This window comes from Nocardia inohanensis NBRC 100128, from assembly GCF_001612945.1.
GTDB lineage: Bacteria > Actinomycetota > Actinomycetes > Mycobacteriales > Mycobacteriaceae > Nocardia > Nocardia inohanensis.
This window is the reverse complement of the sequence record NZ_BDBK01000001.1, coordinates 59,190-75,063: the sequence shown is the minus strand read 5'-3', so window position 1 is coordinate 75,063 and position 15,874 is coordinate 59,190. Positions and strand designations below refer to the sequence as shown.

The following is a 15,874-nucleotide window of genomic DNA, read 5'->3' as shown; positions in this document are numbered from 1 at the left end:
TTCACCTTCTCGCAGCTCAGCGGCCGGGCGCGCGCTGGGTGATTTCCTGGAGGAACCAGCCGTTGCCGTCCGGATCGGTGAACGCGGCGAACGAGCCGTAGCTGCGGCGCTGCGGATCCGCCCCGGGGACACGGCTTTTCGCACCGGCGTGATGGAAGACGCCGGTCTCGTCACGGAACGGGCCGTCGACGGTGAGGCCGCGCGCGGTGAGCTCGGCGACCGTCTGCTCGATATCGGTGACGATCAGGTGCAGGCCGTCCAGGGTGCCGGGTGCGGCGGCGGTGACGCCGGTGCCGAAGATGATCGAGCATTCCGACCCGGGCGGGGTCACCTGCACGACGCGATAACCCTCGTCCACGGGGAAATCGGCGTCCAGCCGGAAACCGAGCCGATCGACGTAGAACGCCTTGGCGCGGTCCACATCCGCGACGGGCAGCACGATGACTTCCAGTTTCAGATCCATGATGTGTTCTCCTTCAGCGACTTTCGCGAAACCGTCAGTGGGCGGCGGTGGAGCGGGCGGCCTGCTCGATCACACCGGCCACCAGATCGGGATGCGAGACCGCCACCGAATGCGAGGCATCGACCTCGGTGACCTGCGCGTGCGCCCGCTCGGCCATGAAGCGCTGGGCGGCGACCGGGATATTGAGGTCCTTGGTGGTGACCACATCCCAGCTGGGCTTGTCGGTCCACGCGGCGACGGTGGCCTTCTCCTCCAGGGCGGCTTGCAGAATCGGGCGCTGGGCGGCGGCAGCCAGGGCGGCCTGAGCCTCGGGCACGTCGGCGGCGAACTGGTCGCGGAACTTGGCCTGCTGAATATAGAGATCGGTGCCCGCGCTGCCGTCCGGGTTGGTGAACGGGACCGGGTCCAGGGCGGCGGGCAGCGTGGAGCCGGGGTATTTTCCGGTGAGTTCGAGCGCGGTCTCGCCGACCGCGGGCAGGAACGCCGCGACGTAGACCAGGGCCTTCACCTGATCGCTCCCGGCCGCGGCATTGCTGATCACCGATCCGCCGTAGGAGTGCCCGACCAGGACGACCGGGCCGTTGATGTGGCTGATCAGGCTCTTCAGCGCGGTCGCGTCGGAGGCCGGTCCGCGCAGCGGATTCGCCGCCGCCACCACGGGATACTTGTCCTTGCGCAGCTTTTCGATGACATCGTTCCAGCTCGATCCGTCGGCGAAGGCCCCGTGCACGAGCACGATGGTCGGCCGCGGCGCGTCCTCGATCGGCCCGGCGTTGGTGGTCTTGCTCGCGGTGCAGGCCACCGCGAGGCTGCCGGCGGCCACCGCGGCCGTGATCGCCGCGATCGCCCGGCCGGTGCGGCGGATGCGGGGGCGTCGAATGTCGGCCATGTCGTTGTCCTTTCGAGGAAGCGGTTGTGCGGTTCTCACCTTCGTCCGCACGGGCCCGCCGCCACATCTGTCAACTGACGCCGACCATGACGTAGTCGCCGACTACGTCATCCGATCCTCGCCCCCGAAATCAGCTCTGAGCTGCGGTGGGCCGCAGGATCACCACCGGGATCTCGCGCTCGGTCCAGGCCTGGTAGGTGTCGAAGTCGGCGTAGAGATCGACGAGCAGCGGCCAGAGCCGGGCGCGCTGCGCGGGATCGGCCGTGATCGCCCGCACGGCAATGCGATTGCGGCCGATCTGGATGTGGGCCTCCGGGTCGGCGCGCAGATTGCGGTACCACTGCGGGTCTTTGGGCAGGCCGCCCTGCGAGGCCACGATCACCGTGTCGGCGCCGTCGGCGAGGTAGAGCAAGGGCGTGGTGTAGACCGCACCCGATTTCCGGCCACGATGCTCGAGCAGCAGCGTCGGCACCGGCTTGCGGAATCCCGCGCCGATGCGCCACTTGCCGCCGATCCGGCCGCCGGTGCGCCGGTAGACCCAAACCTGGGCCTTGCCAACGTATTTGAAGATCTTGGGCAGCATCGGCGAGTCGAGCTGCTTGGGGCGGGGCGGTACGGTCGTCATGCGCCAGACCATACATCTCCATCCATATGTATGGTCAAGGGTCACGCGGTAACCTCGGCCGGAATACCACGCGCGGGAAGGAGCTGTTCGGTGCGCACGCACGGGTGGTCCGGGACCACACCCGCGGACGACGCGGAGGCCGTCGACCGCATCCTGACCGCCGCGCGGCAGGCAATCGACCTGTCCGGCAGCGATTTCAGCATCGCGCAGATCGCCCGGGACCTCGGCGTCACGCGGCAGACCGTGTACCGCTACTTCCCCAATACCGACGCACTGCTGACCGCGACCGCCATCGCGCAGACCACACACTTCCTCGATGTGCTCGCCGCACACCTGAACCCGATCCACGACCCGGCGACCGCCGTCGTGGAGGGCATCGCGTTCACCCTCGAGCGGCTCCCCGAGGAGAAGTACCTCGGCCTATTGCTCGCACCGGGCCGGGCCAGCGCGTTCAGCGCGGGCGTAACCTCCGATACCGCACTGGCTTTCGGCCGCTCGCTACTGCAACGCTTCTCGGTGGACTGGGCCGCCGCCGGGATCTTCGAAGCCGATCTGGATCAGCTCGTCGAGCACATGCTGCGCATCGTGCAGTCCTTCGTCATCGACCCCGGCCGTCCTCCGCGACGCGGGCCGGAGTTGCGCGCCTACCTCACCACCTGGGTCGCCCCCGCGCTCGCCGATCACGCCCGGCGAAAGACCAGCCAGCGCATCGACGCGTAGAGATAGAGACCCTCGCCGAGCCCGGCGGCAACCCGGGCGAGGCGATAGTCGACGCCCAGCGCCGCCAGACCGCTGGTCACGCCCAGGATGAAGACGATGTAATTCACCACCACGACCAGCACATACACCACCAGCTGCGGTCCGACCGCCGCGTGCGAGACGAAGTTCAAGGTCCGGTTCAGCAGGAAGCTGGTGGCGAACGCACCGACGTACGCCACCGTCACCGCGACCGGCACCGGCAACCCCAGCCCGCCGTGCAGCACGGTGAGCACGATCAGATCCAGACTGAACGTGCACGCGCTCAACAGCAGATAACCCACGAAAGTCGGCGCCACCACCGCGGACAGGCCGAACGGCAGCAGTGCGGTCAACCGCGCACAGAAACGGTGAAACCACCGCACCGGGCGCGAGGCGCCGGCCGGGATGGTCGCTGTCTCGATCCGCACGCCACCACGGTGTCACCGGCAGATGACCCGCAGGTGATCACCGGCCCAATAATCGTGTTTCGCAGCCGGATCCGGGGCTCAGTGCCGGTACATGCCCTCGATCTCGTCGGCGAACCGCTCCGAAACCACATGCCGCTTGACCTTCAACGTGGCGGTGAGTTCCCCGGATTCCTCGGTCAGGTCGCGGTCGAGGACGACGAACTTCTTGATCGACTCGGCATGGGAGACAGCGCTGTTGGCGTCGTCGATCGCCTGCTGCACATCGGCCAGGAGAGCGGGGTCCTCGCGCAGGTCGGCGATGGTCGCGCTCGCCGGGCTGCCGTGCTCGGCCTTCCACGACTCGAACACCTCCGGGTCGATGGTGATCAGCGCGGTGATGAACGGACGGCCGTCGCCGAGCACCACGGCCTGCGAGATCAGGGTATGCGAGCGGATCCGGTCCTCCATCGGGCCGGGTGAGACGTTCTTGCCGCCGGCGGTGACCAGCAGGTCCTTCTTACGGCCGGTGATGGACAGGAAGCCGTCGGCGTCGAGCTCGCCGATATCGCCGGTGCGCAACCAGCCGTCGGTCACGGCGGCGGCGGTGGCGTCGTCGTTGTGCCAGTAGCCGGCGAAGACCACGCCGCCGGCGAGTTCGATCTCACCATCCGCGGCGATCCGGACCGCGTTGCCGCCCAGCGGTTTTCCGACCGAACCGATCTTGATCGCGCCGGGCACGTTGACGCAGTGCGCGGCGGTGGATTCGGTCAGGCCGTAGCCCTCGTAGATCGGGACGCCGAGGCCGCGGAAGAAGTGGCCCAGCCGGGGCGCCAGCGCGCCGCCGCCGGAGATGGCGAACTCGCAGTGCCCGCCCAGCGCGGCCCGCAACGGCGTGTACACCAGGCGATCACAGAGCGCGTACCGCGCCCGCAGCAGCGGCGCCGGCTTACGCACGAATCCACCGGTGTGGTCGAGGTTTTCGCTCCACTCGATGGCGGTCCGCTCGGCGAATCGGAAGATCGCGCCCTTGACCTTGCCGCCCTCGCGGGCCTTCTTGTCGGCGCCGTCGCGCACCTTCTCGAACACCCGGGGCACGCCGAGAATGGTGTGCGGCGCGAAGCGGGCGAACTGCCCGGTAATGGTCTTGAAGTCGGCCCAATGCGCTTGCGTCATACCGCCTTCGAACGCGGCGAGGGACACCGCGCGGGCCAGCACGTGCGCGAGCGGCAGGAAGGTCAGCATCCGCTGTCCGGGCCGCGCGACCTCGCCGATGCTGGCGGTCAGGATGCCGCGCACCTCGGAGAGGAAGTTGCGGTGGGTGAGCATGCAGCCCTTGGGGCGGCCGGTGGTGCCGGAGGTATAGACCAGCGAGGCGAGGCTATCGGCGCGCAGGCCGTCGACGCGCTCGCGCAGCAGCTCGTCGGCGACGCTCGCGCCATCGGCGATCAGGATGCCTTCGGCGTCGTCATCGATGACCAGTGATCGCCGCAGCGATTCCGGTGCGCCCGCGAGCAATTCCTTCTGCCGCACCTTCTCCACGATCGCGAGCGCGGCCCCGGAATCCTCCAGGATCCAGCGCACCTGCTCGGCGGAGGACGAGTCGTAGACGGGCACGGTCACCGCGCCCGCGGCCCAGATCGCGAAGTCGAGCAGCGTCCACTCGAACCGGGTCGCCGACAGCAGCACCACCCGGTCGCCCGGCTGCACACCGTTGGCGATCAGCCCTTTCGCGACGTCGGAGACCAGCCGCGCGAACTGCTCGGCGGTGACATCGGTCCAGCGGTCGCCGACCGGCCGCGAGAACAGCACCCGCTCCGGCGTCTGCTCGGCCTGGCTGAACACCGATCGGACGATGGTCTCGTCCGCGTCGATGGTGAACGTGTCCGCCGCGGCGTACTCACGCATGGTCATCTCCAGTCGTCGAATCGGGGTGACGGAATCGCTTCAGCGCCTCGGCGAACTCGGCGATTTCCCGGGGCGTCCAGTCGGCCATGCGCTCGCCGAGCTGAATCAGATCACGTCCGGCCGCCGCGGCGAGGGCACGACGCCCCGCGGCGGTCAAAGTCAATGGATAACCCCCGTGCAAACTGCCCTCCCCGGCCGCCACCCAGCCCGCCTCCACACAGCCGCGCAGCTGCCGCGACACCGTCGAGCGATGCACCCCGAACGCCTCCGCGATCGCGTTGGCCTTGCAGCCGGGATGCCTATCGATGAACGACAGCGTCGACTGCTGGGTGAACGACGGCACGCCCTCGACCGCGGGACGCCCCGCGATGATCTCGCGCACGATCTGCGTCAGCTCGTCGTGCACGGCGGCGATCTCGGCGGACCGCCCGGGTTGGTGTTGCATAGCGCAACTATAACCACCTGTGGTGACGGTCTCCGCCGGGGTCAGGCCGGATAGCTGTGGATCTCGGTGGCCTTCACCGCGGCCCACAGGCGCATGCCCGGATGCAGGCGGAGATCGGCCACGGCCGCGGGGGTGATGTCGGCCAGGACCGGGGGTGCGCCGTCGAGGCGGACGCGGGTGGTGTTGGCGTGCTGTTCCAGGCCGGTGACGGTGACAGGCCAGGTGTTGCGGGGGCTGCCGGAGGGTTGTTCGGGGTGCAGGCTGACGGCGGTGGGCGGGAAGGCGAGGAAGACCGGGCCGGTGGAGGCGCCGGCGGCGGTGAGGGTGCCACCGGTGTCGATGGTGACGGTGGTGCCTTCGGCTGCGCCTCGGAAGAGGTTGAGGCCGACCAGGTTCGCGACGTATTCGGAGCGGGGGCGGCGGGCGATCTCGGCGGGGGCGCCCTGCTGCACGACAGTGCCCTGTTCGAGGATGACCAGGCGGTCGGCGAGGACCATGGCGTCCAGGGGATCGTGGGTGACCAGGATGGTGTGGCCGGGGTAATCGCTCAGATGGTGGGCAAGATCGGCGCGGACCTGAAGGCGGGTGCTCGCGTCGAGGGCGGCGAGGGGCTCGTCGAGCAGCAGCAGCTGGGGTTCGGTGGCCAGGGCGCGGGCCAGGGCGACGCGTTGGGCTTGGCCGCCGGAGAGGGCGCGCGGGGTGCGGTTCATGTGGTCGGCGAGGCCGACGCGCTCGAGCCAGGTCGCCGCGCGGGCCCGGGCGGGAGCGCGGCGCATGCCACGGGCGCGGAGACCGAAAGCCACGTTCTCCAGGGCCGAAAGGTGTTGGAACAGTAGGTAATCCTGGAATACGACCCCCGCCTGCCGTCGTTCGGCGGGGACGAAGACCGCCGGGGGCGCGTCCCAGACCCGGTCGGCGACGGTGATGCGGCCGCCGGTGAGCGGGAGCAATCCGGCCAGGGCGCGCAGGGCGGTGGATTTGCCCGCGCCATTGGGGCCGAGCAGGGCCACTACCTCCCCGGGCTCGGCGGTGACATCGATATCGAGGCGGAAATCGCCGCGCTCGACGCGCAATTCGGCATGCAGGGTCACAGCGCTCCTCGCGATCCGCGAATCCAGCGCTCGCGCAAGGCGACCAGGACACCGACCGAGACCACCAGCAGCACCAGGCTGAGCACGATCGCGGCATCCGGATCGGTTTCGAGAGCGAGGTAGACGGCCAGGGGCATGGTGGTGGTCTTACCGGGGAAGTTGCCGGCGAAGGTGATGGTGGCGCCGAATTCGCCGAGGGCGCGCGCCCAGCACAGCACCGCGCCGGCGATGACGCCCGGCAGCACCGAGGGCAGGGTGACGCGGCGGAAGGTGTACCAGGCGGAGGCGCCCAGGGTGGCGGCCGCCTCTTCGTATCGGGTGTCGGCGGCGCGCAGTGCGCCCTCCACCGAGATCACCAGAAAGGGCATCGCCACAAAGGCTTCCGCGATGACCACGCCGGTGGTGGTGAAGGGCAGGGAGATGCCGAACCAGTCGTAGAGGTACTGGCCGAACAGGCCGCGGCGGCCGAAGACCAGCAGCAGCGCGACGCCGCCGACGACCGGCGGCAGCACCAGCGGCACGGTGACCAGTGCCCGGATGAGCCCGCGCCCCGGCACCTGCGCGCGGGCCAGCAGCCAGGCCAGGGGAATGCCCAGCACCAGGCAGATGCCGGTGGCCAGGGTGGCGCAGAGCAGCGAAAGGCGCAGGGCCTGACCGACTTCCGGGCTGAAGAGCCGGTCGGTGAGTGTCGGCCAGGGGGCGCGCACCAGCAGGCCGATCAGGGGTGCGATCAGGAAGGCCAGGGCGCACAGGGCGGGCAGTACCAGCACGATCGGCCGCCGGCCGCGCGCTGCCCGCCGTCGCACCCGGTGGCTCATGGGGTTTCGAATCCGGCGGCGGCGAAGACCCGCTTGGCCTGATCGGACTTGATGAACTCGACGAAAGCCGTCGCGGCGGCGGCATTGGGAGCCTTGGCGAGCGGCGCGATCGGATAGGCGTTGACCGCCTTGGCCGATTCGGGGAAGTCGATGCCCTCCACCTTGTCGCCTGCGGCCTGCACGTCGGTGCGATACACCAGCGCGCCGTCCACCTCACCGAGCGTGACCTTGGTGAGCACCGCCTTCACGTCCTGCTCGCGAGTATCGGGCTGCGGGGTGATGCCCGCCGCCTCGAACATCTTCTTGGCGGCGGCGCCACACGGCACCTGCTCGGCGCACAGGGCCAGCTTGGGTTCGGTCCTGCCGAAGTCCTGGAGTGCGGCGATGTGCCCCGGATTACCCTTGGGCACAACGATTTCCAGTCGATTGCTGACAAAGGTGGCGGGCTGCCCCGTGACGTCGCCCGCATCCACCACCTGTTGCATATTGGCCGGCGCGGCGGAGGCGAAGACGTCGGCGGGCGCGCCCTGCTTGATCTGCTCGGCCAACGCGGAGCTGGCCCCGAAGCTGTACACCACCTTCACGCCCGGATGCGCGGCCTCGAACTCCTTGCCCAGCTTGGTGAAGGTCTCGGTCAGCGAGGCCGCCGCGAACACCGTGACCGTGCCGCCGACCTTCCCGTCCGGCGTGCCCTTGTCCTGGCCACCGCATCCGGCGAGCCCGGCGGTCACCGCGAGGACCGCCGCGACCGGGCCGAGCGAGCGAAACATCTTCATCGTCATCAACTTTCCGGTATCTCGACCACGACATGGGTCGACTTGACCGAGGCGACGGCGATACTGCCCACCTCCAGCCCGAGCTCATCCACCGATTCCCGGCTCAGCAGCGACACCAGCCGGAACGGGCCCGCCTGCATCTCCACCTGGGCCATGACGGTGTCCTTCAGAATCCGAGTCACGATCCCGCGCATGCGATTGCGCGCCGAGGCCGCCACGGTGACCCCCGGCTCCGGCGCCTCGCTGTTATTGGTGCGCAGCACCTCGGCCAGATCCGCGCCCCGCACGCCCATCCGGCCGTTCTCCAGCTTGATCGACGCCAGCCGCCCCTGATCGATCCAGCGGCGCACGGTGTCATCACTGACCCCGAGCAGCGCAGCCGCCTCACTGATCCGCAAGTTCGTCACGAAAGGCAGCATATTGCCGCAAACGCGGATTGCAAACCCTCACGACCGCTCCGTTCCAATCCGCAGATTCTTATCTGCGTAACGTTCTCCAGTGGCACGAGATATACGGGTCGGATCATGGACATCCGAAACACGCAGCAGCGATTGGGGTTTCACGAGTGATGAGTAAGACGAAGTCGGCGCGCGCTTTGGTTTCCGTACTCGGAGCAGCGCTCATATTCACCGGATGCACCACGACATCCAGCGACAAGGACACGAACGGGGGCACCACGACAACGGCCTCCGCGACGGGATCGGCGACAGCCACGACAGCCCCCGGCGGCAGCCCGAATACCGGCGGCAACGACGAAGTCCCGACCCCCGGCCCCGGCACCCCGACGGTCGCACCGGAGCCCACCCAGGCCCCGTCCAGCGCTCCGGAATCCAAAGCGGGAACACCGGCCACCCTCTGGAACCCCTGCGGGATCGCCGACGCGGACATGACCCGGCTCGGCTTCCGCGCCGACAGCAAGCAGGTCCTCGGCTCCGACAGCGAACCCAGCTGCCGCTGGCAATCGACCACCGGCAAGTCCGAGATCTCGATCGGCTCCACCCACCAGTCCGTAGAGGACTTCAAACAGTCCGGCCGCTACGTCGACTTCAGCCCGATCCAAGTCGCCGGCCACGACGCCTTCCGCTACCGCGCGGCCCAAGACGGCAACAAAACCGGTTGCTACATAGGCTTTTCGGTGCGCGGCGGCCAAACCTACCTCGTCACCAGAAACCTGAAATCCGACGCACCCGAACCCTGCGAAGCCACCCGAGCCACCCTCGCCGGCCTAGCCGCCTACGTGAACTGACAGCACCCGATAATTCGGTTTCCCACCCGAATTCCCCCTGCTACCGTCATCACAACGAACACCCGAGGAAGGTACGAGCAATGACCGGACAGCTACAGAACCAGCGGCAACGCCGGCTCGTCGCCGCCCGCACCCAGCCCGCCTTTTCCCTCACCTCGCTCCCCCGCCTGCGCCCCCGCGGCGGTCCCCGGGTCTAACCCATAGACCCCTCAGGGCCGCTCTCCGGCGAATCAGCCACGGAGCGGCCCTTTTTCATTCCATTCCCTCGTAGCCCAATTCGGTAGAGGCGGCGTCCTCAGAAGGCGTCCAGTGTGAGTTCGAATCTCACCGAGGGAACCGAATGCCCGTAGCTCAACCGGACAGAGCAACTCCCTTCGAAGGAGCCGGCTGGGGGTTCGAATCCTCCCGGGCATACCAACTTTCGATGAAGCGTGGTGTAACGGCAGCACGTCGGTCTCTGAAACCGTCAGTCCAGGTTCGAATCCTGGCGCTTCAGCTTCCGCTCCAGCCGCCGGTGTAAGCGCCGCCGAGCAGTCGGCGGCGAGTGCGGCGGCGCTTCTTCTGCTTGTCGGGAGGAGGGGGTTCCGAGGCTTGCGCGTCGGTCCGGTCGTCGGGGTCGCGCTTGGTCTTGCGGAAGATTCCCATGTCGAGGGCTCCTGTTCGGCAACAGCTTCACTTTCCTTCCTGGAAAGTAAGGATCCAGTTTCCTGCTAGGAAAGTCAAGGGGGTCTCCCGTCGCCGTCTGCCGACCCAAGGGCATAACAACTTTCGATCGGCTGATCACTCGCCCCACGGCGATGATGCGGCGGCGAGTTCCATGGCGGTGACTTCGTTCGCCTGGCGTTCGCGCAGCAGTGTGCCGCCGAGGGAGTAGGGGGAGCCTGCGGCGGCGGACCGGGCGGCGTGCTCGACGATCGCATCGACGAGGGAACGTTCCATGTTCAGGCGGGGGTACTGGGCGTGGATCTGCTTTTCCCATTCGGTGACGATCTCGGCATTCTGTCCGAAATCGATGCCGATTCCGCCGCGGGTGAGGTAGGAGAGCAGGCCGCGGCGCTCGGCGATACCGGCTGAGGCGTGCACGGCGATTGCCTCCCATACTCGATCGATGTCCGCTTCGGGGAAGTGGTGCTGCCGCAACACATCCGCCGCCAGGTCGGCGCCTTCGACCTCGAATCGAGCTTCGCCTTTCGCCAGGGTGCCGGTGCCCAGATCGTGCATGACGGTCGCGGCGAACAAGAGATCGCGATCGTAGGCGGCGTCCTGGAGGCATCCTTCGTGAGCGGCCAGGATCTGGGCGAAGAAGTAGCTGCGCATGCTGTGGTTGACCAGCGATGGGGTCAGCGAGGAACGGACGGTGGTGAGCACCGCGGCGGCGACAGGTCCGGAAGGCAGGTCGAGCGAAACATCCATATGAGCAGGCTACGAACCGGTTCGGCTGCACAACAGTGGCACTGGTGCCTTGTATCGCTAGGATTGTGCCATGTCGAATGGTCGTGTGCACCGGATCGCGGTGCTGGCTCTTCCGGGTGTGCTACCGCTCGATCTAGGCATCCCGGTGCAGGCATTCGGCGCGGACCGCAACTACCGCGTCACCGTCTGCGTCGATCCGTCGGCCGGACTCGTGCACAGTGGCAGCGGCGGGTTCACCGTCTCCGCTCCCGCCGGGGTGGAGGAACTGGATGCGGCCGACACCATCATCGTTCCCGGCTTCGAGCCTGCCGACGCCGCGATTCCCGAGACCGCGTTGCGGGCACTGCGCGACGCACATGCCCGCGGGGCACGGCTGGTGTCGATTTGCACGGGGGCATTCGCGCTGGCCGCGGCCGGGCTGCTGGACGGACGCTCCGCGACGACCCACTGGCAGCAGGCCGGCCTGCTCCGACACCTGTACCCCCGGATCGATGTTCAGCCCAATCACCTCTACGTCGATGACGGTGACATCCTCACCTCGGCCGGCGTCACCGCGGGTATCGACTTGTGCCTGCACATAATTCGCAGTGATCATGGCGTCGCGGCCGCCAATGCTCGCGCACGGGCACTGGTCGCCCCGCCGCACCGCCCCGGCGGGCAAGCCCAGTTCATCGAGCGATTCCGTCCCCCGACCCACGGGGAAGACCTCGCCGGGATCCGCACCTGGATGCTCGACAACCTCACTCACCGCCACAGCGTCGACGAACTCGCCCACCGTGCACACCTGTCGCGCCGGACGTTCATCCGCCGCTTCCAGCAGGAGACACTCACCTCGCCGATGGCCTGGCTGACGGCCGCGCGCATCGATTGGGCCCGTGAGCTATTGGAGACCACCACCGCCTCGGTCGAACAGATCGCCGGCCTCAGCGGTTTGGGCAGCCCGGCCGCGTTCCGTGCCGCGTTCCACCGCCATGTCGGCACCTCACCCGCGAACTATCGAACCACCTTCCAAAGCCGGCACTCCGAATAGAGCGACCGATGGCTACCCTCGAGTGAGCTTCGGGCGGGAGATCAAACCCTGGTCGAGTGCGACGACGACCGCGTGCGTGCGGTCCCTGGCATCGAGTTTGGCGAACACCCGCAGCAGGTGGGTTTTGACCGTCGCCTCGCCGATCACCAGCCGCCTGCCGATTTCGGCGTTGGACAGGCCATCGGCCACCGCCTCCAGGACGTCCTTCTCGCGGGCAGTCAATGCGATGTGCGCAGGTCTGCGCATGCGGGATACCAGCCGCTGGGCGACGCGGGGCGCGAGCACCGTCTCGCCGCGGGCGGCGGCGTGCACGGCGTCGACCAGTTGATCGCGTGAGGTGTCCTTGAGCAGGTAACCGATGGCTCCGGCTTCGATGGCTCGCTCGATGTCGGCGTCGGTGTCATAGGTGGTGAGGATCAGCACGCGGGTGGTGGTGCGCGCGGCGATCGCGGCGGTGGCAGCCACCCCGTCGAGGTTGGGCATGCGCAGATCCAGCAGTGCCACATCGGGATTCACCTGCTCGACGAGCTCGATCGCGGCGCGACCGTCATCGGCTTCGCCGACGATCTCCACGGTCGGCTCGGATTCCAGTAGCGCGACAACACCGGCGCGCAGCACCGCATGATCGTCGGCGATCACCAGACGAATCGGTACTTCGGTCATGTCACACCTGCGCATTCACGGGAATCGTCGCCAGCACTCGGGTCCCCTCGCCCGGCGTGCTGGTGATGGTGAGTTCACCGCCGAGTTCGGCCAGCCGCTTGCGCATGCCGACGAGTCCGAAGCCGCGCACCTGCGCGGGGTCGAAACCCCTTCCATCGTCGGTGATTTCGAGCTCGATACGGTCGGGCTGCCGGGCGAGCACGACCCCGACCGCGCCCGCGCTCGCATGCTTGCGCACGTTCGCCAACGACTCCTGCGTGCAGCGCAACAGAGCGATCCGCGTCGGCTGATCACAGTCCAGATCCGGGAGTTCGGAATCGACGCTTAGCCCGGTGTCTTCGCCGAACCTGCCCACCGTGCGGCGCAGCATATCCGCGAGCGCGACCGCCGCGAGGTTGCGATGCGGATCGGAGCCGACGAGTATCCGTGCCTCCGTGAGGTTTTCACGCGCGGTGCGCTCGATGGAGCGCAACTGCTCGGCAGCTCTGTCCCGATCCGCACCGAGGTTGTCGCGAGCCGCCTGCGCGAGCACGATGATGGAAGCGAAACCTTGCGCCAAGGTGTCATGGATTTCGCGGGCGATCCGCTCGCGTTCGTCCACGGCACCCTGTCGCTGATGCGCCCTGGCCAATTCGCTCTGGGCACATTCCAATTCGGCAGCCAGCCGCCGCGCGCGCTCGTCGCTGTACCGGACGATGCGATGCAGCAGCAACCCGACCAGGACGCCGCCGGCACAGCCGAGCACGGTGAAAACGACATTGCCGCTCCAGAATTCCTGTCGGACCAGCGGCCCGGTGAGGCTGGCCGCTCCCCCGGCGAGGGTGAAGCCGACCGCGCGCCGGGCGCCGGCGGCGTGAATCCAGAACTGCGGCAGGGAGACGATGAACAGTGCGGCCCCGCCGTGCAACAGAAACGACATCACACCGAGCACCGGAATCAGCAGTCCGAGGAATAGTTCGGGACGCAACAACGGATTACGCCCGCATGCCGATATCCAGGCGACGGCGAGCACGAACATCAGCGTCGCTGTCGCGTACTTCGTTGCCCCATCGCGGTCCCACACCGCGATCAGCGGCGGGATGAGGCCGAACGCCGTCCACAGGGCCATATACCACCGATGCAGGATCCGTGTTCGGAACCGGTCGTCGGACTGCGGTTGATCCATTGCGATCAGCCTACTTTCTGCGGTGCGGGGTCCTCCAGGCCGCGCGTGCGCCGGGCCGGCCGCGACGGCCACCACGTTCGATCGCCGAGCAGCAACAGTAGCGCGGGCAGCAGCAGGATCCTGATGACGAAGGCGTCCAGCAGGACTGCGATCGCGAGGGCGAATCCCATCTGCTTCATCTCCATGATGTGCAATGGAATGAAGGCCGCGAATACCGTCGCCATGACGAAGGCGGCGCTGGTGACCACGCTCGCCGACCCCCCGATGCCGTCGAGGACGGCCCGATGCGTCGGCACCCCACTCCGCCTGGCTTCTTCGATGCGGCTGATCACGAACACCTGGTAGTCCATCGAGAGCCCGAACAGGATGACCAGCAGCAGCAGCGGCACCCGGGAGCCGATCGTTCCGGTCGAATGAAAGCCGAGCAGGCGCTCGGCCCAGGTGTGCTGGAACGTCAGAGTGAGCAAACCGAGCGAGGCCCCGGCCGACAGCAGGTTGAGGACGACACCGACGAGCCCGAGGACGACCGAACGGAACGCCCATATCGTCAGCGCACAGGTAGCCAATAGGAGAGCACCGATGACCCACGGCAGTTGTCGTTTCTGATGCTCGGGATAGTCGGCATAGCGGGCAACATCACCGGTCACCGCCGATTCGACGTCCGGGAGTGCGCCGACGGTCGCCGGTAGGTAAACCTCGCGCAGCCGATCCAGTGACGCCAGAGCCGCCGGGTCGCTCACATAGTGCGGCACCGCGAGTTCCAGCAGGCTGACGCGACGATCGGGCGAAGACCGCAACTCGGCGGTACCGGCCAGTGCCGGATCCGCCTGCGCGCGACGAGTCAACGCGGACAGTGCGGCCGTCACCTCGTCGAACCTCTCGGCGGGGGCGACCACGACCACCTGATGCATCGACTTCAGTTCGGGGAACGCCTGATTCAGCCGGTCGAAGGTCCGCATGGCCGCGATGCCGCGCGGATGGGTCTCCCGGCCCATATCGGACAGCTCGAGTCCGAGCAGCGGAGCCGTCGCCCCGAGCAGGGCCAGCACGGAAACCGCGGAGGCCGCGGCGGGATTTCGAGCGACGAACCGAAGCAGCGTTCCGGTGATCCGGCCCGGACGATTCCAGCGGTTGCCGGTCTCATGACGCCCACGCCGATCGAACCGCGCGCCGAGCACTACCAGCAGTCCGGGTAGCACTGTCAACGAGCCGAGCACGGCGACGAGGGTGACGAGAATCGTGGCGGTAGCGATCGAGGAGAAGATCACATCGTCGGCGAGAAACATTGCCGCACCGGAGATCGCCACCGCGAACCCGGAGATCACGACCGCCCGGCCCGAGGTGGCCGCGGCCAGCTCGACCACGGCCCGCGCATCCAGTCCGCCGTGCGCGCGGGCGCGTTCTTCGCGTTCCCGCTTCAGATAGAACAGGGTGTAGTCAACGCCCACCGCCATCCCGATCAGCAGAACGATATTGGTGCCCACGCCGTTGTCGGGCACCAGATGCGATGCGGGCATGGACAATCCGATGGTCGCGGCGATCGCCGAAATAGCCAGTAGTACCGGCACCAAGGCCAGGGTCACCGAGCGGAACACGACCAGCAGCGTGAGCAATGTGAGTGGCAGCGCGATCATCTCGGTGCGCGAGAGGTCCCGGCCCCGCAGCGCTTCCACTCCCTGACTGATCGAGGGACCACCGGTCTCCTCCACCAGCAGCTGCGGGTACGCGGCCTGCACCTGCGCGGTCTGCGCGCGCAACGGCGCGACATGTTTCTTACCGTCGAGTTCGACGCCCTTCATGACGACATCGACACGCACCGCCGCTCCGTCGCGCGAATACCGCGGTGCACCAACCGATTCCACCTCGGGCAACGCCCGCATCCGATCGCCGATCGCACCCACCGCCGCCGTGACGGCAGCCGAATCCGGCTCACTCCCGGACCGCCCCGTGACGAGCACTCGCTCCAGGGCCCGTTGTTGCAGTCCCCCTTGCGCGGCCATCGCCTCGCCGCGCCCGGCCTCCCCCACCCGGAAATCCTCGGTGCCCGCGGCCCTCCCACCGATCGCGAGCCCGATCCCCAGACACAGCACCACGAACAGCAACCAGCACACGATCGCGCACCACGGGCGCCGAATACTCCAACGAGCCAAACCAATCGAGCGATTACGCATGCAATGAATCCTGTTCACCGCACGGACTC

General features: G+C 67.9%; 18 protein-coding genes and 3 tRNA genes. 6 read left to right on the top strand and 15 right to left on the bottom strand.

The genetic code is table 11. From position 1 onward, the window contains the following. Nucleotides 1-16 precede the first annotated feature (16 nt). The 3 genes from NI1_RS00405 to NI1_RS00395 all read right to left on the bottom strand — a co-directional run bounded on the left by NI1_RS00405 (nt 17) and on the right by NI1_RS00395 (nt 1,977). A complete protein-coding gene (locus NI1_RS00405) occupies nt 17-463 on the bottom strand; it encodes a VOC family protein (RefSeq protein WP_067812976.1) in 447 nt (148 codons plus the stop codon). Nucleotides 464-497: 34 nt separating this feature from the next. After that, nucleotides 498-1,352: an alpha/beta fold hydrolase gene (locus NI1_RS00400; protein ID WP_067812975.1), complete on the bottom strand. Its 855-nt coding sequence runs from the start codon at nt 1,350-1,352 to the stop codon at nt 498-500. 130 nt (nt 1,353-1,482) lie between these two features. Continuing rightward, on the bottom strand, nt 1,483-1,977 hold the full coding sequence (locus NI1_RS00395; protein ID WP_218026661.1) for a nitroreductase family deazaflavin-dependent oxidoreductase: 495 nt from the start codon (nt 1,975-1,977) through the stop codon (nt 1,483-1,485). Between the two features lie 90 nt (nt 1,978-2,067). On the opposite strand from NI1_RS00395, the gene NI1_RS00390 reads away from it, so the two are divergent. Beyond that, nucleotides 2,068-2,697: a TetR/AcrR family transcriptional regulator gene (locus NI1_RS00390; RefSeq protein ID WP_067812969.1), complete on the top strand. Its 630-nt coding sequence runs from the start codon at nt 2,068-2,070 to the stop codon at nt 2,695-2,697. Here the strand turns inward: NI1_RS00390 and NI1_RS00385 are convergent. From NI1_RS00385 to NI1_RS00355, 7 genes are all read right to left on the bottom strand, one after another. Beyond that, complete coding sequence (locus NI1_RS00385) at nt 2,658-3,143, bottom strand: GtrA family protein (protein ID WP_067812967.1); 486 nt, start codon at nt 3,141-3,143, stop codon at nt 2,658-2,660. The genes NI1_RS00390 and NI1_RS00385 overlap by 40 nt on opposite strands. Nucleotides 3,144-3,221: 78 nt before the next feature. Continuing rightward, nucleotides 3,222-5,027 (bottom strand): AMP-dependent synthetase/ligase, encoded by a 1,806-nt coding sequence (locus NI1_RS00380; RefSeq protein ID WP_067814940.1) that lies wholly within the window; start codon nt 5,025-5,027, stop codon nt 3,222-3,224. Continuing rightward, a complete protein-coding gene (locus NI1_RS00375; protein ID WP_067812965.1) occupies nt 5,020-5,472 on the bottom strand; it encodes a MarR family winged helix-turn-helix transcriptional regulator in 453 nt (150 codons plus the stop codon). Before NI1_RS00375 ends, NI1_RS00380 begins: the two co-directional genes overlap by 8 nt. A gap of 41 nt (nt 5,473-5,513) precedes the next feature. Next, on the bottom strand, nt 5,514-6,563 hold the full coding sequence (locus NI1_RS39740; protein ID WP_067812963.1) for an ABC transporter ATP-binding protein: 1,050 nt from the start codon (nt 6,561-6,563) through the stop codon (nt 5,514-5,516). Continuing rightward, nucleotides 6,560-7,381 (bottom strand): molybdate ABC transporter permease subunit, encoded by an 822-nt coding sequence (modB, locus tag NI1_RS00365; protein ID WP_067812962.1) that lies wholly within the window; start codon nt 7,379-7,381, stop codon nt 6,560-6,562. Before modB ends, NI1_RS39740 begins: the two co-directional genes overlap by 4 nt. Then, nucleotides 7,378-8,157: a molybdate ABC transporter substrate-binding protein gene (gene modA, locus NI1_RS00360; protein ID WP_157534871.1), complete on the bottom strand. Its 780-nt coding sequence runs from the start codon at nt 8,155-8,157 to the stop codon at nt 7,378-7,380. The genes modB and modA overlap by 4 nt, the downstream gene beginning before the upstream one ends. Before the next feature lie 5 nt (nt 8,158-8,162). Further along, nucleotides 8,163-8,564, bottom strand: a complete 402-nt coding sequence (locus tag NI1_RS00355) for a TOBE domain-containing protein (RefSeq protein WP_067814935.1) — start codon at nt 8,562-8,564, stop codon at nt 8,163-8,165. 161 nt (nt 8,565-8,725) lie between these two features. Here NI1_RS00355 and NI1_RS00350 point away from each other — a divergent pair, with 161 nt between their 5' ends. The 4 genes from NI1_RS00350 to NI1_RS00335 all read left to right on the top strand — a co-directional run bounded on the left by NI1_RS00350 (nt 8,726) and on the right by NI1_RS00335 (nt 9,899). Further along, nucleotides 8,726-9,403, top strand: a complete 678-nt coding sequence (locus NI1_RS00350) for a DUF3558 domain-containing protein (protein ID WP_067812961.1) — start codon at nt 8,726-8,728, stop codon at nt 9,401-9,403. 261 nt (nt 9,404-9,664) lie between these two features. Continuing rightward, nucleotides 9,665-9,739, top strand: a tRNA-Leu gene (locus NI1_RS00345). Nucleotides 9,740-9,743: 4 nt separating this feature from the next. Next, nucleotides 9,744-9,820: transfer RNA gene (locus tag NI1_RS00340), tRNA-Arg, on the top strand. Between the two features lie 8 nt (nt 9,821-9,828). Next, a tRNA-Gln gene (locus NI1_RS00335) sits at nt 9,829-9,899 on the top strand. On the opposite strand, the gene NI1_RS37665 is transcribed toward NI1_RS00335, so the two are convergent. Beyond that, nucleotides 9,896-10,048, bottom strand: coding sequence for a hypothetical protein (locus tag NI1_RS37665; RefSeq protein ID WP_157534870.1), 153 nt, complete (start codon nt 10,046-10,048; stop codon nt 9,896-9,898). The two genes, NI1_RS00335 and NI1_RS37665, sit on opposite strands and share 4 nt — an antisense overlap. A gap of 135 nt (nt 10,049-10,183) precedes the next feature. After that, nucleotides 10,184-10,816, bottom strand: a complete 633-nt coding sequence (locus NI1_RS00330; protein WP_067812960.1) for an HD domain-containing protein — start codon at nt 10,814-10,816, stop codon at nt 10,184-10,186. Nucleotides 10,817-10,886: 70 nt separating this feature from the next. Here NI1_RS00330 and NI1_RS00325 point away from each other — a divergent pair, with 70 nt between their 5' ends. Next, complete coding sequence (locus NI1_RS00325) at nt 10,887-11,846, top strand: GlxA family transcriptional regulator (RefSeq protein WP_067812959.1); 960 nt, start codon at nt 10,887-10,889, stop codon at nt 11,844-11,846. Between the two features lie 12 nt (nt 11,847-11,858). On the opposite strand, the gene NI1_RS00320 is transcribed toward NI1_RS00325, so the two are convergent. Genes NI1_RS00320 through NI1_RS00310 form a run of 3 tightly spaced genes read right to left on the bottom strand, consistent with a single transcriptional unit; the run spans nt 11,859 to nt 15,785 of the window. Beyond that, the gene (locus tag NI1_RS00320; RefSeq protein WP_067812954.1) at nt 11,859-12,509 is read right to left on the bottom strand and encodes a response regulator; all 651 of its coding nucleotides are present in this window, start codon (nt 12,507-12,509) and stop codon (nt 11,859-11,861) included. Nucleotide 12,510: 1 nt separating this feature from the next. After that, on the bottom strand, nt 12,511-13,674 hold the full coding sequence (locus NI1_RS00315) for a sensor histidine kinase (protein WP_067812953.1): 1,164 nt from the start codon (nt 13,672-13,674) through the stop codon (nt 12,511-12,513). 5 nt (nt 13,675-13,679) lie between these two features. Further along, a complete protein-coding gene (locus NI1_RS00310) occupies nt 13,680-15,785 on the bottom strand; it encodes an MMPL family transporter (RefSeq protein WP_218026660.1) in 2,106 nt (701 codons plus the stop codon). Nucleotides 15,786-15,874 lie beyond the last annotated feature (89 nt).